Raw genomic sequence first — 23,549 nt, forward strand, 5'->3', positions numbered from 1 at the left:
TTTAGAGGAAGTTCAATGTAAAACAAAAGGATTTAGGCTAGCGTAGAACCCTTTTTATTCTATCTCATACGAATTTTAATCAGGGATAACAGTTTAAATTTTCTACTCGTTGTTTCATATATTCTATTTAAATGTATTTTATCATTTGGTGTGCCATTGCTTGATATGGTAAGATATACATAATAAATGAATGGTTATTCATTTCAAGAGGAGGAAAAAATATGTTGAAGGATAAAGTAGTCATTATTACAGGTGGTTCAAGCGGCATGGGAAAATATATGGCGATGAATTTTGCGGCGAATGGTGCGAATGTCGTAATTACAGGGCGCGATCAAGAACGTTTGATATCTGCCAAAACTGAAATAGAAAAAACAGCTGTCGGTAAAGTTGCTATTTTCCAAATGGATGTACGCAATACAGAACATGTGGATGCCATGGTGAATTTTACAGTTGCTGAATTTGGAACGGTGACAAGTTTGGTGAATAATGCGGCAGGGAACTTTATCGTCAAGGCAGAAGAACTTTCTCCAAATGGCTGGAAGTCAGTTATTGATATCGTATTAAATGGTACATTTTACTGTTCACAAGCTGTTGCAAAATATTGGATTGAACATAAAATTCAAGGCGCAATCGTCAATATGGTCGCTACATACGCTTGGCAAGCGGGTGCAGGTGTTGTCCATTCTGCTGCGGCTAAAGCAGGTGTTTTATCGCTAACCAGAACGCTAGCAGTTGAATGGGGCAGTGAATATGGTATACGTTTGAATGCAATTGCACCAGGTCCAATCGAAAGAACAGGGGGAGCAGATAAGTTGTGGATATCAGATGAAGCTGCGCAGCGCACATTAAAATCCGTACCGCTAAAACGCCTAGGTAAACCTGAAGAAATTGCTGATTTAGCTGCATTTATGTTATCCGATAAAGCTACTTATATGAATGGTGAATGCGTCACATTAGATGGTGGGCAATGGTTGAATCCGAATCCATTTTAAAAAATACGAATAAATAGTTAGTTTTTAGTATAAAAATACATTTTAATTAATAAAGTTAGATGTTTTGCATAGTAATTTCTTTCTGTTTTATGGTATGATAAAATCATTGAGATGCTCTATTTTTTAAAGAGAAAAGGAGTAGAATTCTATGATTTCCATGAACAGCAAAGAGTTGCTTGATATGCCCATACATGACTTTATCATCCCGGCGGAGAAAGTCGCGCATGTACAGCTAGGGAATAACGCAGAGCACGCATTGCTCGTGCTAACAAAAACAGGTTATTCATCTATACCTGTGCTTGATTCAGGGTATCATTTTCACGGATTAATTAGCATTCGTATGATAATGGATTCTATATTAGGACTTGAAAGAATTGAGTATGAAAAATTAGAAGATTCGATTGTCACAGAAATAATGGATCAAAACATCGCTACGCTTAATATCAATGATAGCTTCAAACGAGCGCTTGATCTAGTCATTAACCATGCATTTTTATGCGTCGTGGATGATGAAGGTATGTTCGTTGGCATCATGACGAGACGCGTTATATTAAAGCAGTTAAAAAAGCATGTTTATCAAACTAAAGCGTAATATAAAAATTTGCGGAAGGCCTTCATTAAAGGTCTTCCATTTATTTTGTTAAGAAACAGGAGGTGCTGACATGACGACGTCAGAAGCAGAAATTATAAAAATTTTAGCAGAAGAGCGTAATATGAGAAAGGCAGCAGAGCGTTTATTTTTATCGCAGCCAGCTTTATCACAACGCTTGCAATCTATTGAAAAGGATTGGAATAGCCAGCTTTTTTTACGTTCACAAAAAGGATTAACGGCAACCCCTGCTGGAGAAATAATTATCGGTTATGCCAATGAGATGATGACTCGACGTGAAGAAATTTTTGAGCAGCTACAAGGTCTCAATTCAAAAGTTCATGGTACGCTGAAAATAGCTTGTGCTTCAATCGTTGGTCATACATGGCTTCCACAAGTATTGAAGGATTTTGTCACACAATATCCGGATGCTAAAATATCCCTTATTACAGGATGGTCATCAGAAATAGTCAAGGCACTATACGATGGTGAGGCACATATTGGCATTGTTCGTGGCCATACAGATTGGAAGGGGCGTAAAAAACATTTATTTAGAGATACACTCTATTTAGTCGATAAGGAAATAAAATCGATTGAAGAAGTATTTGATACGGAACGCCCCTTTATCCAATTTAAAAGTGATTCGAATTATTATCAAGAAATTCAACAGTGGTGGCAGCGTCATTTTTCATCGAATCCAAAACACCAAATTACCGTTGATCAAATTGAAACATGTAAACAGATGGCATTGAATGGTATTGGCTATGCGATTTTACCGTCGATTACTTTAACGGGAGAAGAGGATGTTAATCGCATTACATTAACGAATGATGAAGAAAAATTCGAACTAACGCGCGATACTTGGTTAATTGGTTATGATAAGAGTTTTGAGCTTCGTCAGGTGGAGGCATTTGTGGGAGTTGTGCAAAAACATGCAGAATGTTTGTATGATTATTCAAAAAACAAGTGATATTTTTTGAAAATTCGGTTATGATAAGTTCATATTTTTTTTCATAGGAGGAATTGTCACATGACAAAATTAAACGCAGAACAAATTATTTCATATCTATCGAACGCAAAAAAAGCGACACCAGTAAAAGTTTACGTAAAAGGAACAGATGTTACATCGCTTAATTTTGGTGCATCCAGTAAGGTTTTTGGAGAGGGCAACTCCGCTGTCGTGTTTGGCGAATGGTCTGAAATTGAAGAATGTCTAACAACTTTTGCAGCACAGATTGAAGATTATGTTATCGAGCAAGATCGACGTAACTCTGCTGTACCGTTACTAGATACGAAAGCAATCAACGCACGTATCGAACCAGGTGTGATTATTCGTGACCAAGTAGTAATCGGTGATCATGCTGTTATTATGATGGGAAGTGTCTTGAATATTGGTGCTGAAGTAGGCGCGAGAACAATGATTGATATGAATGCAGTTTTAGGTGGTCGTGCGACAGTTGGGGAAGATTGTCATGTAGGAGCGGGTGCAGTTTTAGCAGGTGTAATTGAGCCGCCAAGTGCTGATCCAGTCATTATCGAAAACAATGTAATGATTGGTGCAAATGCTGTTATTCTTGAAGGTGTTCGAGTTGGAGAAGGAGCTGTTATTGCTGCAGGAGCAGTTGTTACGAGAGATGTACCACCGTATACGGTTGCTGCAGGAGTACCAGCAAAAATTATTAAAGAAATCGATGAAAAAACTAAGTCTAAAACTGAAATTATGCAGGATCTTCGCCAAATTTAAGGAGAGATTATGTTGAAATCATTAATTGATATTCGTAGAGATTTGCATAAAATTCCTGAAATTGGTTTTCAAGAATATAAAACACAGCAGTATGTGTTAGCAGTACTCCAAGAGCTAAAAACCGAATTCATGCATATAAAAACATGGCGTACGGGTATAATCGTGACGATAGAGGGCACAGCTCCCCTACATAAAATTGGCTGGCGAACAGATATGGATGCATTAGAAATTTCTGAGGAAACAGCATTGGACTATTCCTCAGAGCATGAAGGTTTTATGCATGCATGTGGTCATGACTTTCATATGACAATTGCATTAGGTCTCGTCGAGCGCTTCACGACCAACCAACCGATTCATACTGTCATTATCTATTTCCAACCTGCTGAAGAAGGTCCTGGTGGTGCTGAGCCTATGTTAACTTGGGTGAGAGCAAACGAACCGTTACTTGTGCCAGATTATATGTTTGCTTGTCATATTGCCCCTGAATACCCAGTAGGAACAGTGGCAACACGTGCCGGTATGCTCTTTGCGAATACTTCCGAATTATTCATTGATTTGAAAGGGCGTGGGGGGCATGCCGCCTTTCCACATCAAACACGAGATATGACTGTTGCAGCAGCATCATTAATTATGCAACTTCAAACAATTGTTAGCAGAGCGATTAATCCTTTAGAAGGGTCCGTCGTGACAATTGGCAAAATGACTTCGGGCACAGTACAAAATATTATTGCTGAGAACGCTCGACTTGAAGGTACAATTCGCACGGTTACGGCAGAATCAATGATGATTATTAAAGATAAAATCAAAGCGTTATGCACAGCGACTGAGATTGCCTTTGATTGCGAGTTGTCCATCGATTTTGGTTCGGGGTATTATCAAGTATTTAACGATGCTATATGTGCAAATGCTTTATTAGAATACGCAGCGACTCGCGATGAACTAGTGAGTTATAATTGTCCGCCAGCGATGACGGGCGAGGATTTTGGTTATTTTCTTAAGGAAATACCGGGTGCTATGTTCTGGGCGGGTGCCAATACAGCATTTGGTTTACATCATAGTAGAATTTCCCCCGATGAGAAATTATTGTTATCAAATATTGATTTTGTCGAGCAATTTATACGTCAATTTAAATAGTGAATAGTAAGCGACCGAAATTTAATGGTCGCTTTTTTATATTGATTTTTGGAGGATTCGGTTGTTTGAATAAAGGGAATGGAAGAATCATACAATATAAGTATATAAGGCAGTGGGAAAACGAATAATTGAAGTCTAACAGTAAATAGTTAATAATGGTAAAAAGGAACATTTTTATAAAAAATTCGTTGTAAAGTAGTAAGCGAAACGGGGGATTAGATGAAAAAAAAACAGACATTCGCACTTTTTATTATGAGCTTTTTTAGCATTCTTTTTGCACTGCAATTTCAAGCGCAAGCAGCTCCTCAAATAGAAGTGGATGTCCAAAGTGGTTTCGAAAACATTCAAAAGACAGGAAAAGCATTACCAGTAACAATAGAATTAACAAATAGCGGCTCACTTTTTAAAGGAGATGTCGTATTAAATGCGGCTTTTGATTCTAGCGGGGGTAGTGCAGTAGCAAAAACAATTTCATTAAAAAAAGGTGAAACGAAAAAAGTTGAACTTATTTTAGATAAGTATTATGCGAATGATGGATCAAACAAAGTGAAGTTATTTGAAGGTGGATGGCAACATGGCAAACAGCTTTCCTATTTAGGTAAAGGCGTAGTACCAACGCCAAAACTGAATGAAGGTCAATTAGCAATCGTGAGTATCGGTTTGCCAAATAATGTACAAAATAAGCTATTAGGTGTTCTAAAATCGGATGAACAAATCGTTTACAAAAATAGTACACATTTTAAAATGCCTGACAATGCTTTGGCATTAGATGCAATTTCGATGCTCATTGTTCATGACAATTCAATGTCAACTTGGACAACAGCTGACCAAAAAAATCTATTACAGTGGATAAATAAGGGCGGCACATTACTTGTCGATTCCAATGTCACTTTACCAAAACCATTGCAAGAAAAAGCACCATTGCAGTTAGGTGGAAATACACAGTTATTAACGACGCAAATAGCTAAACAGTATTTTAAGTCTGCGAGCAGTAATTTAAAGATTTATTCAGCTACTTTAAATGACAAAGCGACTATTACAATGGGTGCCAAAAATGAAGTGATTATGGCGAAAAAACAGCTTGGAGATGGTGCGATTGTACAAACAACATTTGAATTAACAGAAGCTAATTTAGGTGGAAGTGAAAGCAGTCAAGTTATTGTGGATCAGTTAGTGGATCAAATTGAACAAAAAGATGAGAGTATGTACGGTGATATGTATACACAACTCGTAGAGGGAACGACTATTTTTCCAGCATTTCATCTGTCAAGTTGGTTACTAATTAGCATATTACTAGCATATATTTTAGTAATTGCTCCGTTATTATATGTTGTATTAAAGAAAACAGATAAACGTGAATATGCATGGTGGATTATCCCTATTGGAGCGCTTATGACAGCTATTATTATTTTTGGTGTAAGTTCAAAAGGTAGGCTAACATCTTCAAAAGTACAACAGGCATCTGTTATTAACATCGGTAATACAACAACAGATATTTTTTATGCGCAGTCATTACTATCCAATAAAGCCGGAGATCTTACAATTACTGCACCAAATGATGTCTTTATGACGCGTTATATGACAGATAATTCTATCGGCGATTTTGCAAAATCAGCGATCGTGCAACAAGGTGAAGATAAAAATAAACTACATCTATTAAATACTCGTTATTGGGGTGTAACATCTGTTCTCGGTAATTTCCAACAACCGAATTTTGGTAAATTAGCGATTGATGTCCATGTAACAAAGGGCAGATTAGTAGGAACAGTGAAAAATAATTTAGATGAAAAAATTGTCGATGCATCGATTTGGTCTGATTATACTAAAATAAAAATTGGCGATATTGCTGCTGGAGAAACAATTAAAATCGATAAAAAAGTAAAACAACAATTTTTAATGAATGCGAAATCATTGGAAGATTTTAATGAAGAAATGCCAACAGATAAAGAAAAATTAAAAGAATATCAAAAGAAAATGGTTGAAAACTCAGCTATTGCAAGTGTTGTGAGACCGAGAACACCACTATTTATAGGGTGGATGGAAAAATCAGTTGTTCCCTTACAATACGATCAACTCAAAGTGAAAAAAAGTAGTCAAAATCTTGTTGTACAAGGTTTTGAAGAGGACATTGTCTTAGATGACGACTTCACATTACAAGATGGCAATTTTGAGATTGATATTCGTAGTTTGACGGATGAAGGTTATGCGGATATTACGGACGTTCAGACCGGTTGGGTTGTCGATAATGGTTCGTATACGATTAGCTATAAATTAGCGAGGAATATAAGCGCACAAAATATTACTTGGCAAGAGTTGCATTTACGTTTTAATCCACAACCAAATACCAGTTTATCTATTTATAATCAGCGAGATAATAGCTATGAAAAAATCGATGATAAACAGACAACCATTAAACATAATATCGACAACTATATGACGCCTGCAGGAGAGATTTTATTCAAATTGAAGCGTGAAGATATTGTGGATCCGACAATGAAAAAACCAATGATTCAACTGAAGGGAGCTGCGAATAAATGATAGAAATAAACAATCTTACAAAATTATACGGCAGTTTCAAAGCAGTGGATAATCTTTCATTAACGATTGACAAGGGGACTGTGTATGGCTTTGTTGGAGCGAATGGTGCGGGGAAAACAACAACTTTTAATATGATTGCTACTTTATTACAACCGACATCTGGGGATGTTGTCATCGCTGGAAAAAGCATTGTGAATGAGTCGCATGAGGTACGTAAAAAAATTGGCTATATGCCAGACTTCTTTGGTGTCTACGATCAATTAAAAGCCAATGAATATTTGAATTTCTTTGGTACGAGCTATCAAATGACACAAGCAGAGATTGCCAAACAAATTCCGGTTGTCCTTAATCTTGTCAATTTAATCGATAAACGTTATGACTATGTCGATGATTTATCGAGAGGGATGAAACAGCGACTATGCTTAGCGCGTACACTCATGCATGATCCTGAAGTGCTCATATTGGATGAACCAGCATCAGGATTGGATCCAAGAGCGCGTGTAGAACTTCGAGATGTCCTTATTTCTTTAAAAAAAATGGGTAAAACAATTATTATTTCATCACATATTTTACCTGAATTAGCAGAAATTTGTGATGAAATTGGCGTATTAGATAATGGGAAATTGATTGCAAGTGGTAATATTGCTAGTATACAACAGCAATTATCTGCTGATAAAACACTTATTATTCAGCTGATTAGCGAGGTAGACCATCAAGAAACAATCCAGTTTTTTAAAGAGCAACAACTAAGTGTAGAACGGCAAGCAAACGGTCAATTACATGTTCACTTTACGGGTTCAGAACAGCAACAACAACAATTATTGCTAGAGGCTTTACGAGCAAATCTACCCATTATTGGCTTTATGGAGGACAAAAAGAATTTAGAAGATGTCTTTATGGCAATTACAAAGGGAGGGAAGCTTGATGAGAGGACTGAATAATCCCGTATTAGGTAAGGAATTAAAGCTCAGATTTCGTTCTTTTAAAAGCTTTTCAGCATTGCTCTTTTACTTACTGACATTACTAATTTTTGTCGTTGGTTTTTTCTTGATTGTAACTAATTTTGAGGGTTCTGGATTTATCAAACCAGAAATTAATGTTATATTATTCACGATTTTAACCTTTGTTCAGCTGGCGCTTATTCTTTTCATCACACCGGGTTTAACGGCAGGCGAGATTAGTGGTGAAAGAGAAAAACAAACATTAAATATACTATTGACGACAGCACAAACGAATTGGCAAATCATTTTTGGTAAGCTCATGTCATCGATTAGCTATATTGTATTACTACTTTTTGCTGGTTTGCCAATTACAAGTATTGTTTTCATCTTTGGAGGTGTCTCTCCAAAGGAATATTTACTATCTTATACGTTTATGATTATTACAATGGTTACGCTAGCATCAGTGGGGATTTTATTTTCGACACTGTTACGTAAAACAGTTATTTCAATGATTTCAACTTATGGAGTCATGTTGTTTTTAACTGTATTCAGTGCATTTTTTGCTTTTGTAGCATTTAGTTACTCTGAAATATCAGGTACCCTTATTGAAAATAATAAGCCATTCGTTCATTTTTGGTTATCGATGAATCCAATTGTTTTAATGGCAACGATTATCTATCCTTCCAATACAGATCTCGTAAAGGAGGTCACGAATATCAATTGGCCTACTTGGGCTAGTTATTTAATCATTTATACGATTATAACCATCGTAAGCTTAGCGATTGCAACAGCAAAAATACGTGTGAAAATGACAAAATAAATGAAGTATAATAAGAATAAATAGTTGAACATGAAAATGAGAAATCGTAGGAATTTTGCGATTTCTCATTTTTTTGCAATTTTAAAAGGTTCTATCCTATTTGTTGAGGTTTTCAAATAATACTACCTCTGCTCGATGCTTTCCGCGAGCTTGTGGTATGTAACGCAAACAAGCACAGCGCCACTGATTCATTTATACTTTAATTTCTGAGAAAAAAGGAATGAAATGTTAGTTGTGCGTCATGCATTTTAATAGGATATTCATCAGATTGAAAGATGTAATCATCACAAAGATGGAGAAAATAAGTGATGCCATTACATGTTATATAGCACTACCTAAGCAAATGCCTATTTGTCCATCTTGGTTAAATAAAGTGTCTAAAGTGCTGTGCGCATTTTTGAGAGAAGATTTGATTGAATAGGAAGGCACAAGAAATGGCTTGGCATTTAGGGTGAATGAGTTGTGCAGTAAAGGATGAGGATTCCTGCCCGGGTGATGAGACCTCAGAGCTTTTGGCAGAGGAAAGCATTCGTCCGAAATGAACAAATAGAAAAAGTGGCATGATTTGAAAAATCCAAATCACACCACCCCACTAGGTTGACGTCGAACCTTTAAAAAAGTTCGACACTAAAGCTTAGGTATTGAAGTAAGCTACTAAATAGATGAATAAAATGCTTGAAGTGTAGAGCCACTGGATAATGAGAAATACGAGCAGATAATTGATAGCTGCGTATTATTTTTTAACAAAAAGCTATATTAGCGCTTGATTGTTAATTTATAGTGATTGGTTGAGGCTTGTTGTTGACGTTCAGTCACTTTGAAATCATATTGTCCTTTTCTCATTGTTAATATAATGATTTCTGCGTCACCCTTACCGTAATAATCACTTTTTGCGAGACGTTTACCATCTTTATATACTTCAAGTACACCATCTAAATCTTGAGGTATTGTAAGTGTCACAGTTGATTTACCCGGTTTTTGTGATTGATAAGTAAACCAATCGACATCGCCATTCGCCAATCCAGTATTCATATAAGCTGTTTTTTCATAAATACGTGTTGATTTTCTCAGTAGTTTAATCGGTTTGGAAGGCTGGTTTTTTGTTACTTTATTCCCTTGATCTTCGTCGCTCATCGTTGCAGAAACCATTTTTAATTCGTAAGGCATAACAGAAAATGAAAAGTTTTCAAATAATAATGGGATGACAGAGATAAAGTAGCGCTCTCCTTTTTTCACTTCAAGAGAACTTGCTAGTGATAAGTCATTTTTCACATCCATTAATAAGATGCTCGAATCTTCTTCATATGGCTCGACTTTTTTATTTTTATTGGTATCTTTTATAAGTACCATGATCGATAAATATTGATTTTGTAGAAGAGTAGGGATTTTTTTGTCTGCTGTTTTAGATAATTTTTTAAGTGCATAGTTAATGCTAACAATACCGGTTTTGGGTGCAGTGTAGTAGTAATGATCAATGTCGTTAAAACTGGCAGTGTTGGCAATCAGTGAACCGCTAGAAGGCAGGGGAGCCGCTGTATCAAAATCGTTATTATCTTCATATAAATCTTCCGTGTTTTTCATAATAGAACGCGGTGAAATTGTATAACCATCAAAGCCAATGGCACTATCCATTGAGGAAACGGTCATTAGGTAGGTTTTATTGGGTTTTGTAGCAATAGGTATCATAGTTCCATCCATCACAAGATCATTTGAATAATTATCTGTCACAAGATCATAATCAACGCGCTCACTACCGTCGATATTCAGACGATTATTTACTTCATACAATAAAATAGAAGGTATCGCATGTTTATTAGCAGAAATATCAAACATCCATATTTCAGAAGTTGAATCCGTTGTAAAGTAGTAACCGTCGAGATCATGAATATCGGATAAATAGCCATGAGTTGGTTTTGTAAGGCTAAATGGCTGCCCATATGTTTCGACTAATGCCAGTGAGTCTACAGTAAGATCCGAATCTTCATCCGAATCATTGCGAAGCTGTAATTCATCTGTCTCAGGAGATTTCATTAAACGATCTTCATCGGCTATAGGGTCTCTTTGTTTAAATACCAATGAATAAGGCGTTAGGGAGGCTTCAGATGGTTCAGTTGTTGGCATTTCTTCAAAAATTGATTCGAAAGTAAATATATTTTCATTGCTCGTTACAATATAGTAGTGATGATTTTTTTTGGTTTCAAATGATGCTTGAAGTGGTTCATTCCTCTTGCTGGCTAGTTGTGGGATAATTTCGTTGCTATATAAATCTTCTTCTTCTAGATTTTGGTCAGGTCGAACCTCATAAACAGCAATGGTTGTCTGTGAATTTGGAATAGCGGATAAAGTGACTTCTGTGAATTTATCACTCTGTGCTGTGAATGTGACAACATCCTCATCTTTTTGATCATCAAAATCTTGGAAGTATTGATTTACAATTCCTTCATCTAAATTTGTGAGTGGTATGGGCTCATCCCTTGATGACTCATCCGCCATCAAATCCTCACTTTTAATAATAAGAGAATAGGGGTCTGTACTGTAATAACTATTGATGTCGTTGATACCAATGGCTAATTCGCCATTGATTGGTGATCGGATAAATTTCGCTTCAAGTTGACCCACTTTTTGACGTTTTACAGTGGTTGAAATCGTCGTGTCTTCATCAGTTGAAAACCATTTTAATGACAGTTTTAAATCGGACCTGGCAGAACCTTGTAACTCGACTTGTATGGGTTGACCTTTGGTGACAGGGATTTTCACCCATTTTTGTTCAAATGGCTGACTTAATTTTCCTGTCAATTGTTTATTAGCCTTCACTATAGTAGCTTCTTGTTTAACCATTTTATCTGACCATGATTTTTTTATGAATTTTGGAATTTTCTTCGTATCATACTTCAACATTGCAACAGGATTGATTAAGCCATTTGCATAGTTTAGATCAACGCCCTTATCACCTAAATCAGTCGCTGTTTTTGTCATAATATAACGTATTTCATCCGTTGTAAGTGTTGGATTTTTTGCTATTAGTAAAGAGATTGCACCTGCTACTGCTGGGCTCGCCATTGAAGTGCCAGACATGGTTTCAAATGTTGAACCTCTTTTTGCATCGTAGCTTGATGAGTAGATGTCTCCTCCAGGAGCGACGATATCCATCGAGGCATTGTATGAAGAAAAAGTACTCAATACTTTTTTATCATCTACAGAACCAACACTAATAACACCTTCGTAACCAGCAGGATACTCTTTTGAATCACTACCTGAATTACCAGCAGCAGCAACGATTACGACATTTTTATCTAACGCATATTGTACGGCATCCTTCATTAAGTCGGACGGCTGAGAAGAGCCAAGGCTCATATTAATAATTTTAGCGCCATCATCTGTGGCTTTTATAATAGCGGTAGAAATAATATATTCAAAGGCGAGGTCCGAACCGTCAAAGACATCATAGCCTAAAATTTCAGCCTGTGGATTGATGCCGTAACCACCGATGCCATTGCCTTTTTTCGCAGCAATAATACCAGCAACATGTGTACCATGTGAACCTACTGATACAGGTTGAAGTGGGTTACTACTATTTTTTGTTTTTGAAACAATGCCTAATAAGTCTGGATGATTTGCATCGATTCCTTCATCAATGACTGCTACTTTCACTTTGTTTTTCCCAGCTAATTTTTGCGCTTCGTCTGTCTGCAATAAATCATGCATATACTGTTTTTTCGCTTTTGGATCGTTTGTTGCCGTTGTTTTGTATAATGGACTTGCAGAAATTGAGATGATTTTCTTATTTTTCGCAAGTTGAACCGAAGCTTTTTTCATCGCTTTATTACTTTGAAATGCGAGAATAGCATACTGTAACGTAGGTATATTTTTTATCACTTTAGCGTGCATTTTTGTTAGTTCACTAGTTGTTAAAGTTGTTTTATATTTTACGGTTAAGGTATTTACTTTAAAGTTTTCATTTGTGGTATTTTCAGTAGTTTGCACTGTTTTAAAGGGCGTCACTGCTTCAACAGCTGTAGAATACATGAGGATTGGCGATAGTACAATAGACAAGCTTACTATAAGTTTTGCTACCTTGAACTGTTTTTTTGACATAATCTCACTCCTTTTCTAAAGATAATGGTAACATAAAATAGTAATTTATGGGTTAAAATGTAAAAAAATACTCAAAAAGGCTGCAATATGAGTTTGTCATATTGCAGCCTAACAGCTTTAAAAAATAAACGATAGTTATGATGCAGTTGTAATAGGACTTTTTTTACTCCATATATAGGTGATAACAAAACAGAATATTAATACAACGCCACCCAGTAGGAATGGAATAGGCATCGCGATATCAAAAAGCGTACCCGCGATAGCAGGACCAATCATATTACCAAGGCTCATATAAGAGTTATTCATGCCAGAGGCAAATCCTTGCTCTTTACCCGCTGAATAAGAGATCAATGTGTTCACTGCTGGTCGAATGAGTGTAGTGGCTGTTTGGAAAATCGTAGCAACAACTAAAATTAAGAAGAATCCGCTGACAAAGACCATCAATACGGTGAAAATTGCAGCAATAATTAAACTGAATAAAATAATGCGCATTTCACCAAATTTTTTGAATAATTTGGCGAGTAATAATGACTGTACGATAACACCTGCGAAACCACCAGCTGTGAGAATAAGTGCTATTTCATTGGGACTATAACTAAACTTATAGGTTAAAAACATCGACATGGAAGATTGAAAATTGGCGATACCAAACGTGAAAATAAAAACGACGACTAATAAAACGAAATAAGATGTCGAGAAGGATGTTTTCATATCGCGAATAATATTGCCACTGCCAATGCCTTTTTCTTGTACTAATACAGGTTTAGTTGCAGGCAATAAAAATACGGTTAGTATGGCCGCGACAATGGCCGCACCACCAGCGGCAAAGAAGGGAAAGTGCATATTGACATTGGACAATAAACCACCTATACCTGGACCAATCATAAAGCCAAATGAAATGGCTGCGCCAATCAGACCCATCGCTTTTCCACGTTCTTTACCGGTCGTAATGTCAGCTACATAGGCCATAACAGGAGGTGTGATGAAGGCAGATCCAACACCTGTTAGAAATCTGAAAATATAAAGTTCATATAGATGGTTGGCTAAACCAAACATCGTCATAAAAATGCCATTAATAATCAAACCAATAATAATGAGGTTTTTACGACCATAACGATCGGACATTGTCCCTGCTAATGGTGAAAAAATAAATTGTGCTAGTGCGATACTGGCGATTAAAAAACCAAGTACTGTTCCTTCACCACCAAAACCCTTCAAATAAGTAGGCATAATGGGGATGATTAAGCCTATACCACTCATTGAAATAAACATGATAAACATTAATAATACTAAAGATAATTTATATTTTTTCTCCAAATATAGTAGGCTCCTTTGAAATATGTATTTCGATATACTAAATAAAGTGCATATGTATGAGTATAACGGTCTATATTTGTTTAATCAATTTTTATCACCTTCAGAAAAAACGGAAAATCGCTCAGTTATAATTAAATAGTAGCGAAAAAGCATTGGATTTCTTCTATCAAATAATGAATATCATTTGTATTGAGTAGGTACTGGCATAGGAGAAGCAACTAAACATATAGCGTAACAGTGTGACTTTATATAGCCATGACGCTTCCTTTTCGTAGAATTTAAACTAACGACTCTGGAAAGAAGTAATAAATCGTCATGTATCGTCTTTATTCGTAAAGTAAAAATCGCCTGGGACAGAACAAAAATAGTATGTTTCCAATACGAATCATCAAATCAAGTGAACGTACAGAAAACGACTCCTGCGGAAATAGATTGGAATGAAAAATCCCGTATGATTTCGAAAAATCATACGGGATTTTCTCTGTTGAAAATACGTTTGTCTCAGGCTCGAAATAGGGAACACAAGCATGATTATTAGCGAATCGCCATTTTAAATTTTAGGAAATACTCATTGTATTCACCTATTTTTTCGAGACCTAAATTTTTATAGACATGAAGATTTTTACGTGTTTCTTTTGAAGGGTAGTACCGTTCATCAGAAATAACTTCTGGATCAAGGAGCTTCATCGCCGCTTTATTGGGCGTTGAGTATCCAACATAATCTGCATTTTGAGCAGCATTTTCGGGGTTGAGCATAAAGTTAATAAATTTATGTGCACCATCTAAATTTTTTGAAGTGCGTGGAATAACCATATTATCAAACCAGAGATTCGAGCCAGCGCTTGGAACAGCGTATGTTAAATCTTCGTTCTCAAACATCATATCTGCTGCTTGCCCTGACCAAGTTAGTGCGACAGCTGCATCTTCGTTAATCATTAGTTGTGTCACTTCATCACCGATAATCGCTTTGACATTTGGTGCCATTTTAATCAATTTATCTGTTGCTGCACTTAATTCTTTTGAATCGGTAGAATTAAGTGATTTACCCATGCTATTTAATCCAACACCCATCACTTCACGTGCACTGTCTACTAGGACAACTTTACCTTTTAAGGATGGATCCCAAAGGTCGTTCCAATTATCAAAGTCATAGCCTTTACCGAGTAATTTTGGATTGTAAACAATACCAACCGTTCCCCAGAAATAAGGGATGGAATATTTATTTTTTTTATCAAAAGGAAGATCTAAGAAATCTTCATCAATATTTTGTAAGTTCATGATTTTATTATGATCGATAGGTAGCAATAAATCTTTTTCCTTCATTTGTTCAATTGTATACTCTGAAGGAATAGCAATATCATAATTTGTGCCACCTTGCTCAATTTTTGTCATCATGGCTTCATTGGAATCAAATGTTTCATAAATAACGTGAATACCTGTTTCTTTTTCAAATTTTTTCAGAAGTGAAGGATCGATATATTCACCCCAGTTGTAGACAGTGAGAATTTTTTTCCCACTTGCCCCAGATGACTGATTTAAGGCATGTGCAATATAAAATAAAATACCACATACGGCTAAAATACCGATGGTAATACGCACCATTGATTTCATTAATTACGTACTCCCTTCGTTTTGCGCAACGTTAGGAAATGATAACCTAGCACAAGAATAATGGTTACGAAGAATACGAGACCAGACAGCGCATTGATCGTTAAGGATACACCAGCACGAGCCATTGAGTATATTTCAACGGATAATGTACTAAATCCATTACCTGTCACGAAAAATGTCACAGCAAAGTCATCTAAAGAATAGGTTAGTGCCATGAAGAAACCAGCAAAAATACCTGGTTTAATATAAGGTAAAATGACGCGCGTTAAAATATCGCGCTTCGAAGCACCTAAATCTTTTGCAGCATCGATCAGTGAATTACTCATCTCATTCAGTTTTGGTAATACCATGATTACAACGATGGGTATACTGAACGCAATATGTGCTAACAGTACGGATAAGAATCCTAGTTTAATGCCGACCATCGTAAAAAGAATCAAGAAGGACGCACCAATAATAACATCAGGGCTAACGATTAAAACATTATTCATCGACAGTATTGTATTTCGGAATTTACGATTGCGAATCGATTTGATGCCAATGGCGCCGAGCGTACCGATAACTGTGGATAATAGTGCAGATAATAAAGCGACGATTATCGTATTAATCAAAATAACCATCAGGCGGTCATCTTCAAATATTGCTTTATAATGAGTCAATGTGAAAGATTTGAAATTTGTCATCGAGCCACCACTATTAAAAGAATAGAAGATGAGGAAGAAAATCGGTGCATACAGCACAACCATAACAAATGTTAAATAAAGCTTGGATGTTTTACTTAGTTTTTCCATTTCTAGCCTCTCCCTTCTCTTTTGAACCCGTAAGGAACATGATGATGAACATGACGATAATAAGGAAAACTGCTATCGTCGAACCCATTCCCCAGTTTTGTGTTACGAGGAATTGCTGTTCAATTGCTGTCCCTAATGTGATGACCTTATTACCAGCGATAAGGCGCGTAATCATAAATAATGATAAGGCAGGTATAAATACGGCTTGAATCCCTGCTTTGATACCATCGGCAGTTAATGGAATAATAACACGACGGAATGTTGTGAGGCGAGAAGCCCCTAAATCTTTTGCAGCATCCATTAGTGCTGGATTTAATTTATCTAAAGAATTGTAAATAGGAAGAATCATAAATGGTATGAAAATATAGACAGATACAAATACGAAACTAAAGCTCGTAAAGAGAATTTGTTGATCCCCAAGACCAATCCAATTAAAGAATGAATTAATTGGTCCCTTATTGCCAAAAATACCAATAAACGCATATGTTTTTAATAATAGATTAATCCATGAAGGAATAATAATTAAGATTAACCATAATTGTTTATGTTTTAATTTTGTTATTAAATAGGCTGTTGGATACGAGATAAGAAGCGTAAAAAATGTAATTAAAAATGCATACCAAAATGAACTTAATGTCATTTGTAAATAGACGCTCGTGAAAAATTGCTTGTAGTTCATTAATGTAAAATGACCATCTAAATCAAGCAATGAATAATAGCCGACTAAGATGATTGGTGCGATAACGAACAAAATAATCCAAGCATAATAGGGGATGAGTGAAAATACATTCCCTTTATTTTTCATCGGGGTCTTCTCCATATGATTCTAGTCTAGCGTCAAAGTCTTCTTCAGATTCATTTAAACGCATAATATGAATTGCTTCAGGATCGAAGTTCAAACCGATTTTTGCACCAACATCAGCTTGCTTCAATGAATGGACAAGCCATTCATTTCCAGCTTCGTCATACGTAGATAGCTCATAATGTACACCGCGGAATAGCTGTGAATCCACCGTCACGACAAATTTCCCTTTGTCGACAGTCGTCACTTCTAAATCTTCTGGGCGAATAACAATATCAATTTTTTCATGTGGATTTAAACCTTGATCGACACATTCAAAGGGTTTGCCATTGATGCTCACAACAAAATCCTGTTCCATGATGCCAGAAATAATATTTGATTCCCCAATGAAATCTGCTACGAAACGGTTAATTGGTTCGTCATAGATATCAACAGGTGTACCACTTTGTTCAATATTCCCTTCATTCAACACAAAAATCTCATCGCTCATTGCAAGCGCTTCTTCTTGATCATGTGTCACAAAGATAAATGTTTTGCCTAAACGCTGTTGCAGTTCACGCAATTCATATTGCATTTCTGTACGTAACTTTAAATCCAATGCTGATAAAGGCTCGTCTAATAGAATGATTTCAGGGTCATTGACGATAGCACGGGCAATTGCGACGCGCTGTCTTTGACCACCGGACATCTCTTGAATTTCACGTACGCCGTAGCCAATCAGGTTAACGAACTTCAGTGCTTCTTCTACACGGCGTTTAATATCGGTTTCTGAAATTTTTTGAATGCGCAGTCCAAAGGCCACATTTTCAAAAACATTTAAGTGGGGGAATAGAGCATAATCTTGAAAGACTGTATTTACTTGACGTTCATTAGCAGGTACATGGTTGATTTTCTTACCATTAAAGAAAATATCACCCTGTGTAGCCTCTATAAACCCTGCAATTAGACGTAAAATCGTCGTTTTGCCACAACCAGATGGTCCTAGTAATGTATAAAATTTACCTCTTTCAAGCTCAAAGCTAACATTCTTCAAAACAACTGTACCGTCACTGTATGACTTGGATACATTGTCGAAGGAAATAATCGTGTTTTCTGACATGATGTACTGGGCCTCCTAAGTTACAAATATGATGCGGTTGGGACTAAAATAATTTGAGTTTTTCCTGCAAATGCATTGAATAATTGATGACTATCCGTTGCATCAAAATAAACTGAATTTCCTGCTGTTGCAATAAATTCATCTTTTCCGAGTACAAGGCGAATTCGCCCTTCAAGAACATAGATGAATGTTTCAGAAGGGGAAGCATCAAATTGCTTGAATTCACCTTGCTCCTCAAAGGTCAACATGACAGGCTCAATTTCTTTTTCATTGGAAGTAGGGATGAGCCATTGGATCGTATATTTTTTATCTTCGTCTGCGTAGACAGTTTGATCCTCTGACGTAAAGACTACCTTCTGATCATCTGCATCATCATCAAAAAATTCCTTGGGTGTAGAACCGAGAACTTCCAATAAATTAAATAATGTTTCGATAGAAGGCGAGTTTAAATCTCGTTCTAATTGAGAAATATACCCCTTTGATAAATCCGTTCTTTCTCCGAGTTCTTCTTGTGTTAATTCTTTTTGAAGTCGGAGACGCTTAATTTTTTTGCCGATTTGCATGAATCTTGCTCCTCGAAAGTTTACTATACGTAAACTAATAGATTTCAAAGTTTACTTTAACCGAACTTTGAGTTTACTTAAACCGTTATCTATTATACAAAATACAGTTTTTTTTTCAACCGTTTTGCCTAAAAAAATTAAAAATATTTTAATGGTAAAAAAACAACAACAAAAAAAGCGCATATGCCAATGACGCTAATCGGCAATGCGCTTGAATGAATTAGAATTCCAACACTTTTCTCACTGTAGAAACATAGGATTGAGATACTGGTAACTGCTGACCATCCTTCATAACAATCAGGAGATTTGATGCGAAGTCACGTGTTATTTTCGAAATATTACGAATATTTACGATGTAGCTACGATGAATACGGATAAAGTAATCGGGTAGTCGATTTGCTAAGTCCTTCATCGTTAAAGATACTTGAAAGGCAGTATTCGCTTGATAACACCAATTCTTTTTGTTGAGGCTTTCAAAATAGGAAACTTCTTCTATTGGAATGGGTAACCACTCATCATCAGATCGTCCTGTTATAAAATGTAAAGGTTTATAGCTCTCTATTTTATGAAAGTTTGGAGGAAGAACGATAATCAAAGCACCTTTTTTATGCGAAATTGTAATGGGGTAGCCCACGCCCAGATAAAGTTGATTGTTCATAGGACTAGTCAACAAAGCTTCTATTTTGTGAGCGCTATCATTTACTTGATAAGCGATACTATCAACGGCAATTTGTTGACCAGCTTGAATTTGAATATCAATTTGTTTTGGTGCGTAATAAATATACGTATCTTCCATTGAGATGGCTATCGTTGCTTCATTGGGCATCCAATCATGTAATAAAGACGCATACTGTACTATAACATCACTCGCTAAATGGTTATAAATAGACTCCATATATCGCTCATCCTCCTAGATTTCATAGTCATTCATCCTGTTATAGTATCGTTCATCATAAAAAAATAGTGTTTCGTCATAAAAATAGTACAACTTTTAATCTTTGTTATATAGTAGTTTACAACAACGATAACTGTTATGCAACAATAAATGGTAAAAATAGGTCGTACCTATACTATAAAGCTTTGTTATCGTTTTGACTACTCATCGAGGTAGCACCATAAAATAAAGGGAGATGGCTAAAATGACAGTACAACAAATCAAAGAATTACAAGAGAATTGGGCACAGGACGGACGTTGGTTAGGAATTGAAAGACCTTATACAGCAGAGGACGTTTTAAAATTACGTGGTTCAGTTGTTATTGAGCACACATTAGCGACAAAAGGTGCAGCTCGTCTTTGGCAGTCACTCCATGAAGAAGATTTTGTAAATGCATTAGGTGCCCTTACAGGTAACCAAGCGATGCAACAAGTAAAAGCGGGGTTAAAAGCAATTTATTTAAGCGGTTGGCAAGTAGCAGCAGATGCTAATATTTCTGGTCAAATGTATCCCGATCAATCTTTATACCCGGCAAACTCGGTGCCACAAGTAGTTAAACGTATTAACCAAGCTTTACAACGCGCAGATCAAATCGACCATGCAGAAGGACGTAATGACGATTTTGACTGGTTTGCTCCAATTGTAGCAGATGCAGAAGCAGGTTTCGGTGGTCCATTAAATGTTTTCGAATTAATTAAAGGGATGATCGAAGCGGGAGCGGCGGGAATCCACTTAGAAGATCAGTTAGCTTCTGAGAAAAAATGTGGCCATTTAGGCGGTAAAGTATTGCTGCCTACTCAAAATGCAATTCGTAATCTAGTAGCAGCTCGCTTAGCGGCAGATGTTTCAGGTGTCAATACGATTATTATTGCTCGCACAGATGCAGATGCTGCAGATATGGTAACAAGCGATATTGATCCACGCGATGCAGATTTCATCACTGGTGAACGTACACCAGAAGGTTTTTTTCGCACAAAACCAGGCATTGATCAAGCGATTTCACGTGGTTTAGCATATGCTCCTTACGCTGACTTAGTGTGGTGTGAAACATCAAAACCAGATTTAGCTGAAGCGCAGAAATTTGCAGATGCGATTCATGCAAAATTCCCTGATAAAATGCTCGCATATAATTGCTCACCATCATTTAATTGGGAAGCGAATCTTGATGAAGAAACAATTGCAAAATATCAAGTTGAATTAGGTAAAATGGGCTATAAATTCCAATTCGTAACATTAGCTGGTTTCCATGCATTAAATCATAGTATGTTCCAATTAGCAAATGACTACCGTGACAACGGGATGGCAGCATACTCTAAACTTCAACAAGCTGAATTCGCTGATGAAGCAGCTGGTTACACAGCTACTAAGCATCAACGTGAAGTAGGTACAGGCTATTTTGATGAAGTATCTCAAGTTATTTCGGGTGGCACATCATCTACGACAGCTATGAAGGGGTCAACTGAAACAGCACAATTCATTTAAGACATTCAATGACAACACAATTATAATGTGCTGAGGGATTTACAAGGCAGTAAATCGCTTACAACCTCAGCATTTTTATAATCATTTTGGAAAAATGGAAAGTGAGGGATGATGACGATGCAGCAAACATCAGCGACAATCAAAATTATTGGTCAGCAAAATGTAACGACTCAGGAAATTCTAACCCCGGAAGCATTGAATTTTATTGCTTCTTTACACAAACAATTTAATAATCGCCGCCTACAATTATTGGAAGCACGTCAAGAACGACAACGCGCTCTTGATGATGGCGGTACATTAGATTTTTTACCGGAAACAGCAGCGATTCGCAAAGGAGATTGGACAATCGCTCCATTGCCGGATGATTTACAAGATCGCCGCGTAGAAATTACAGGTCCAGTAGATCGTAAAATGGTCATCAATGCGTTAAATTCAGGCGCGAAAATGTTTATGGCTTGCTTTGAAGATGCGACATCACCAACTTGGGCAAATATGATAGAAGGGCAAAAAAATATGAAGGATGCTGTTGCAAAAACTATCTCTTTTGAAAATCCGAAGAATGGTAAGCAATATACATTAAATGATGAAATAGCAACACTGCTTGTTCGTCCACGTGGTCTTCATATGAATGAAAAAAATATTGAAATTGATGGTGAGCAAATAGCAGGAAGCTTTTTCGATTTTGGTCTTTATTTTTTCCATAATGCACAAGCGTCTATTGATGCTAATAGTGGTCCGTATTTTTACTTACCAAAGCTTGAAAGCTATTTAGAAGCAAGGTTATGGAATGATATTTTTAATTTTGCAGAATCAGAATTGTATATTCCAACAGGCACGATTAAAGCGACGGTACTCATTGAAACAATTACAGCAGCATTTCAAATGGATGAAATTTTATATGAACTACGCGAACACTCAGCAGGATTAAATTGCGGTCGATGGGATTATATTTTCAGCTATATTAAACGTCTGCGCAATAAGGGAGAAGTGATTTTACCAGATCGTGGTCAGGTGACGATGACATCACCATTTATGAAAGCTTACTCATTGTTGTGCATCCAAACTTGCCATAAGCGTAATGCTCCAGCAATGGGAGGCATGGCGGCACAAATTCCGATTAAAAATGATATAAGCGCAAATGAAGCAGCCTTTGCAAAAGTGAGAGACGATAAGCGCCGTGAAGCAACTGATGGACATGATGGTACTTGGGTAGCCCATCCAGATTTAGTAGCAGTTGCATTGGAGCAATTTAATGAATATATGCCAACACCAAATCAAATCCATCGCAAACGTGAAGACGTTCATGTAACAGCGATTGATCTATTAGAAGTTCCAAAAGGGACGATTACTGAAGAAGGCTTGCGTATTAATAGTAGTGTGGGTGTCCAATATATTGCATCTTGGTTGCGGGGAAATGGGGCGGCGCCAATCAACCATCTAATGGAGGATGCTGCGACAGCAGAAATTTCACGCACGCAAATTTGGCAATGGATTCGTCATGAGCATGGCTATCTGGACGATGGCCGCGATATAACAGTGGAGCTGTTCATCGAAATTTTACGTCAAGAGTTGTATAAGTTGGAAGAACAGTTCGGCGAGCAGTCTTATAAAACAAGTAAATTAGAAGAAGCAGCAGAAATTTTCACGAAGCTAATTGTTCAAGAGAATTTCGAGGAATTTTTAACTACTTCTAGTTATAAAAAAATAATCTAAAACACATTGGAGGAGATCTACATGCAAAACCAAAATCAAATAAAAAATCAAGCTGACCTAAAATTATGTCGTGAGTGCGGATGCGAAATTAAAGAGCAAGTCGAATCAACTCTGTACGAATGTGAACGTTGTATGGGCATCTGCGAGGCATAATTATCCATTTTATAATCAAATTTCTTCTGAGCTATGTCCACCAACATAGCTCACCCTATAGTGTATGTGAAGAAGAACGCCATTTTTACTACGAAAAAAGTCGTTGTGAAATCACAAAAAGATCTTCAGAAATTTCTGAAGATCTTTTTTATGTGTTACTCGTTAGGAAGGGCTATTTAGTATGTAAACCAACTTCTTTATACTGTTTGGTATTTCTATAAAAAAAACAT

General features: G+C 36.6%; 19 protein-coding genes. 11 read left to right on the forward strand and 8 right to left on the reverse strand.

Going from position 1 to position 23,549, the window contains the following annotated elements:
- Positions 1-221: 221 nt before the first annotated feature.
- The 9 genes from fadH to DEX24_RS17060 all read left to right on the forward strand — a co-directional run bounded on the left by fadH (position 222) and on the right by DEX24_RS17060 (position 9,179).
- Positions 222-992: a 2,4-dienoyl-CoA reductase gene (gene fadH / locus DEX24_RS00145; protein WP_109304371.1), complete on the forward strand. Its 771-nt coding sequence runs from the start codon at positions 222-224 to the stop codon at positions 990-992.
- A gap of 148 nt (positions 993-1,140) precedes the next feature.
- A complete protein-coding gene (cbpB, locus tag DEX24_RS00150; RefSeq protein WP_109304372.1) occupies positions 1,141-1,584 on the forward strand; it encodes a cyclic-di-AMP-binding protein CbpB in 444 nt (147 codons plus the stop codon).
- 70 nt (positions 1,585-1,654) lie between these two features.
- Entirely contained in the window at positions 1,655-2,551 is an 897-nt protein-coding gene (gene ccpC, locus DEX24_RS00155) for a transcriptional regulator CcpC (protein ID WP_109304373.1), read from the forward strand.
- A gap of 60 nt (positions 2,552-2,611) precedes the next feature.
- On the forward strand, positions 2,612-3,325 hold the full coding sequence (gene dapD, locus DEX24_RS00160; protein ID WP_109304374.1) for a 2,3,4,5-tetrahydropyridine-2,6-dicarboxylate N-acetyltransferase: 714 nt from the start codon (positions 2,612-2,614) through the stop codon (positions 3,323-3,325).
- A 12-nt stretch (positions 3,326-3,337) separates the two neighbouring features.
- Complete coding sequence (locus DEX24_RS00165; protein WP_109304658.1) at positions 3,338-4,459, forward strand: N-acetyldiaminopimelate deacetylase; 1,122 nt, start codon at positions 3,338-3,340, stop codon at positions 4,457-4,459.
- A gap of 219 nt (positions 4,460-4,678) precedes the next feature.
- Positions 4,679-6,997, forward strand: a complete 2,319-nt coding sequence (locus DEX24_RS00170; protein ID WP_109304375.1) for a hypothetical protein — start codon at positions 4,679-4,681, stop codon at positions 6,995-6,997.
- Positions 6,994-7,938, forward strand: coding sequence for an ABC transporter ATP-binding protein (locus DEX24_RS00175; protein WP_109304376.1), 945 nt, complete (start codon positions 6,994-6,996; stop codon positions 7,936-7,938). The genes DEX24_RS00170 and DEX24_RS00175 overlap by 4 nt, the downstream gene beginning before the upstream one ends.
- Complete coding sequence (locus tag DEX24_RS00180) at positions 7,922-8,758, forward strand: ABC transporter permease (RefSeq protein WP_109304377.1); 837 nt, start codon at positions 7,922-7,924, stop codon at positions 8,756-8,758. Before DEX24_RS00175 ends, DEX24_RS00180 begins: the two co-directional genes overlap by 17 nt.
- A gap of 268 nt (positions 8,759-9,026) precedes the next feature.
- Positions 9,027-9,179: a hypothetical protein gene (locus tag DEX24_RS17060; RefSeq protein WP_170112796.1), complete on the forward strand. Its 153-nt coding sequence runs from the start codon at positions 9,027-9,029 to the stop codon at positions 9,177-9,179.
- 335 nt (positions 9,180-9,514) lie between these two features.
- Here the strand turns inward: DEX24_RS17060 and DEX24_RS00185 are convergent, their stop codons facing one another.
- From DEX24_RS00185 to DEX24_RS00225, 8 genes are all read right to left on the reverse strand, one after another.
- Positions 9,515-12,853, reverse strand: coding sequence for a S8 family peptidase (locus DEX24_RS00185; protein WP_109304378.1), 3,339 nt, complete (start codon positions 12,851-12,853; stop codon positions 9,515-9,517).
- 135 nt (positions 12,854-12,988) lie between these two features.
- Entirely contained in the window at positions 12,989-14,170 is a 1,182-nt protein-coding gene (locus DEX24_RS00190) for an MFS transporter (protein WP_281288148.1), read from the reverse strand.
- Between the two features lie 534 nt (positions 14,171-14,704).
- Positions 14,705-15,781 (reverse strand): ABC transporter substrate-binding protein, encoded by a 1,077-nt coding sequence (locus DEX24_RS00195; protein WP_109304379.1) that lies wholly within the window; start codon positions 15,779-15,781, stop codon positions 14,705-14,707.
- Positions 15,781-16,572, reverse strand: coding sequence for an ABC transporter permease (locus DEX24_RS00200; RefSeq protein ID WP_109304380.1), 792 nt, complete (start codon positions 16,570-16,572; stop codon positions 15,781-15,783). The genes DEX24_RS00195 and DEX24_RS00200 overlap by 1 nt, the downstream gene beginning before the upstream one ends.
- On the reverse strand, positions 16,556-17,377 hold the full coding sequence (locus DEX24_RS00205) for an ABC transporter permease (protein ID WP_109304381.1): 822 nt from the start codon (positions 17,375-17,377) through the stop codon (positions 16,556-16,558). The genes DEX24_RS00200 and DEX24_RS00205 overlap by 17 nt, the downstream gene beginning before the upstream one ends.
- Entirely contained in the window at positions 17,367-18,473 is a 1,107-nt protein-coding gene (locus DEX24_RS00210; RefSeq protein WP_109304382.1) for an ABC transporter ATP-binding protein, read from the reverse strand. Before DEX24_RS00210 ends, DEX24_RS00205 begins: the two co-directional genes overlap by 11 nt.
- 20 nt (positions 18,474-18,493) lie before the next feature.
- Positions 18,494-19,036 (reverse strand): helix-turn-helix domain-containing protein, encoded by a 543-nt coding sequence (locus DEX24_RS00215; RefSeq protein ID WP_109304383.1) that lies wholly within the window; start codon positions 19,034-19,036, stop codon positions 18,494-18,496.
- Positions 19,037-19,256: 220 nt separating this feature from the next.
- Positions 19,257-19,931: a LytTR family DNA-binding domain-containing protein gene (locus DEX24_RS00225; RefSeq protein ID WP_109304385.1), complete on the reverse strand. Its 675-nt coding sequence runs from the start codon at positions 19,929-19,931 to the stop codon at positions 19,257-19,259.
- A 244-nt stretch (positions 19,932-20,175) separates the two neighbouring features.
- Here DEX24_RS00225 and aceA point away from each other — a divergent pair, with 244 nt between their 5' ends.
- Together aceA and aceB are read left to right on the forward strand one after the other, a co-directional pair.
- A complete protein-coding gene (aceA, locus tag DEX24_RS00230; RefSeq protein ID WP_109304386.1) occupies positions 20,176-21,453 on the forward strand; it encodes an isocitrate lyase in 1,278 nt (425 codons plus the stop codon).
- Between the two features lie 117 nt (positions 21,454-21,570).
- The gene (aceB, locus tag DEX24_RS00235) at positions 21,571-23,166 is read left to right on the forward strand and encodes a malate synthase A (protein WP_109304660.1); all 1,596 of its coding nucleotides are present in this window, start codon (positions 21,571-21,573) and stop codon (positions 23,164-23,166) included.
- The last annotated feature ends 383 nt before the right edge of the window (positions 23,167-23,549 follow it).

It is taken from the genome of Kurthia sibirica, assembly GCF_003143975.1.
Classification (GTDB): Bacteria; Bacillota; Bacilli; order Bacillales_A; family Planococcaceae; genus Kurthia; species Kurthia sibirica.

What these genes read in the sequence shown, in the direction of transcription:
- fadH (WP_109304371.1), top strand. Translation starts at nt 222, where the DNA reads ATGTTGAAGGATAAAGTAGTCATTATTACAGGTGGTTCAAGCGGCATG.
- cbpB (WP_109304372.1), top strand. Translation starts at nt 1,141, where the DNA reads ATGATTTCCATGAACAGCAAAGAGTTGCTTGATATGCCCATACATGAC.
- ccpC (WP_109304373.1), top strand. Translation starts at nt 1,655, where the DNA reads ATGACGACGTCAGAAGCAGAAATTATAAAAATTTTAGCAGAAGAGCGT.
- dapD (WP_109304374.1), top strand. Translation starts at nt 2,612, where the DNA reads ATGACAAAATTAAACGCAGAACAAATTATTTCATATCTATCGAACGCA.
- DEX24_RS00170 (WP_109304375.1), top strand. Translation starts at nt 4,679, where the DNA reads ATGAAAAAAAAACAGACATTCGCACTTTTTATTATGAGCTTTTTTAGC.
- DEX24_RS00175 (WP_109304376.1), top strand. Translation starts at nt 6,994, where the DNA reads ATGATAGAAATAAACAATCTTACAAAATTATACGGCAGTTTCAAAGCA.
- DEX24_RS00180 (WP_109304377.1), top strand. Translation starts at nt 7,922, where the DNA reads ATGAGAGGACTGAATAATCCCGTATTAGGTAAGGAATTAAAGCTCAGA.
- DEX24_RS00185 (WP_109304378.1), bottom strand. Translation starts at nt 12,853, where the DNA reads ATGTCAAAAAAACAGTTCAAGGTAGCAAAACTTATAGTAAGCTTGTCT.
- DEX24_RS00195 (WP_109304379.1), bottom strand. Translation starts at nt 15,781, where the DNA reads ATGAAATCAATGGTGCGTATTACCATCGGTATTTTAGCCGTATGTGGT.
- DEX24_RS00200 (WP_109304380.1), bottom strand. Translation starts at nt 16,572, where the DNA reads ATGGAAAAACTAAGTAAAACATCCAAGCTTTATTTAACATTTGTTATG.
- DEX24_RS00205 (WP_109304381.1), bottom strand. Translation starts at nt 17,377, where the DNA reads ATGAAAAATAAAGGGAATGTATTTTCACTCATCCCCTATTATGCTTGG.
- DEX24_RS00210 (WP_109304382.1), bottom strand. Translation starts at nt 18,473, where the DNA reads ATGTCAGAAAACACGATTATTTCCTTCGACAATGTATCCAAGTCATAC.
- DEX24_RS00215 (WP_109304383.1), bottom strand. Translation starts at nt 19,036, where the DNA reads ATGCAAATCGGCAAAAAAATTAAGCGTCTCCGACTTCAAAAAGAATTA.
- DEX24_RS00225 (WP_109304385.1), bottom strand. Translation starts at nt 19,931, where the DNA reads ATGGAGTCTATTTATAACCATTTAGCGAGTGATGTTATAGTACAGTAT.
- aceA (WP_109304386.1), top strand. Translation starts at nt 20,176, where the DNA reads ATGACAGTACAACAAATCAAAGAATTACAAGAGAATTGGGCACAGGAC.
- aceB (WP_109304660.1), top strand. Translation starts at nt 21,571, where the DNA reads ATGCAGCAAACATCAGCGACAATCAAAATTATTGGTCAGCAAAATGTA.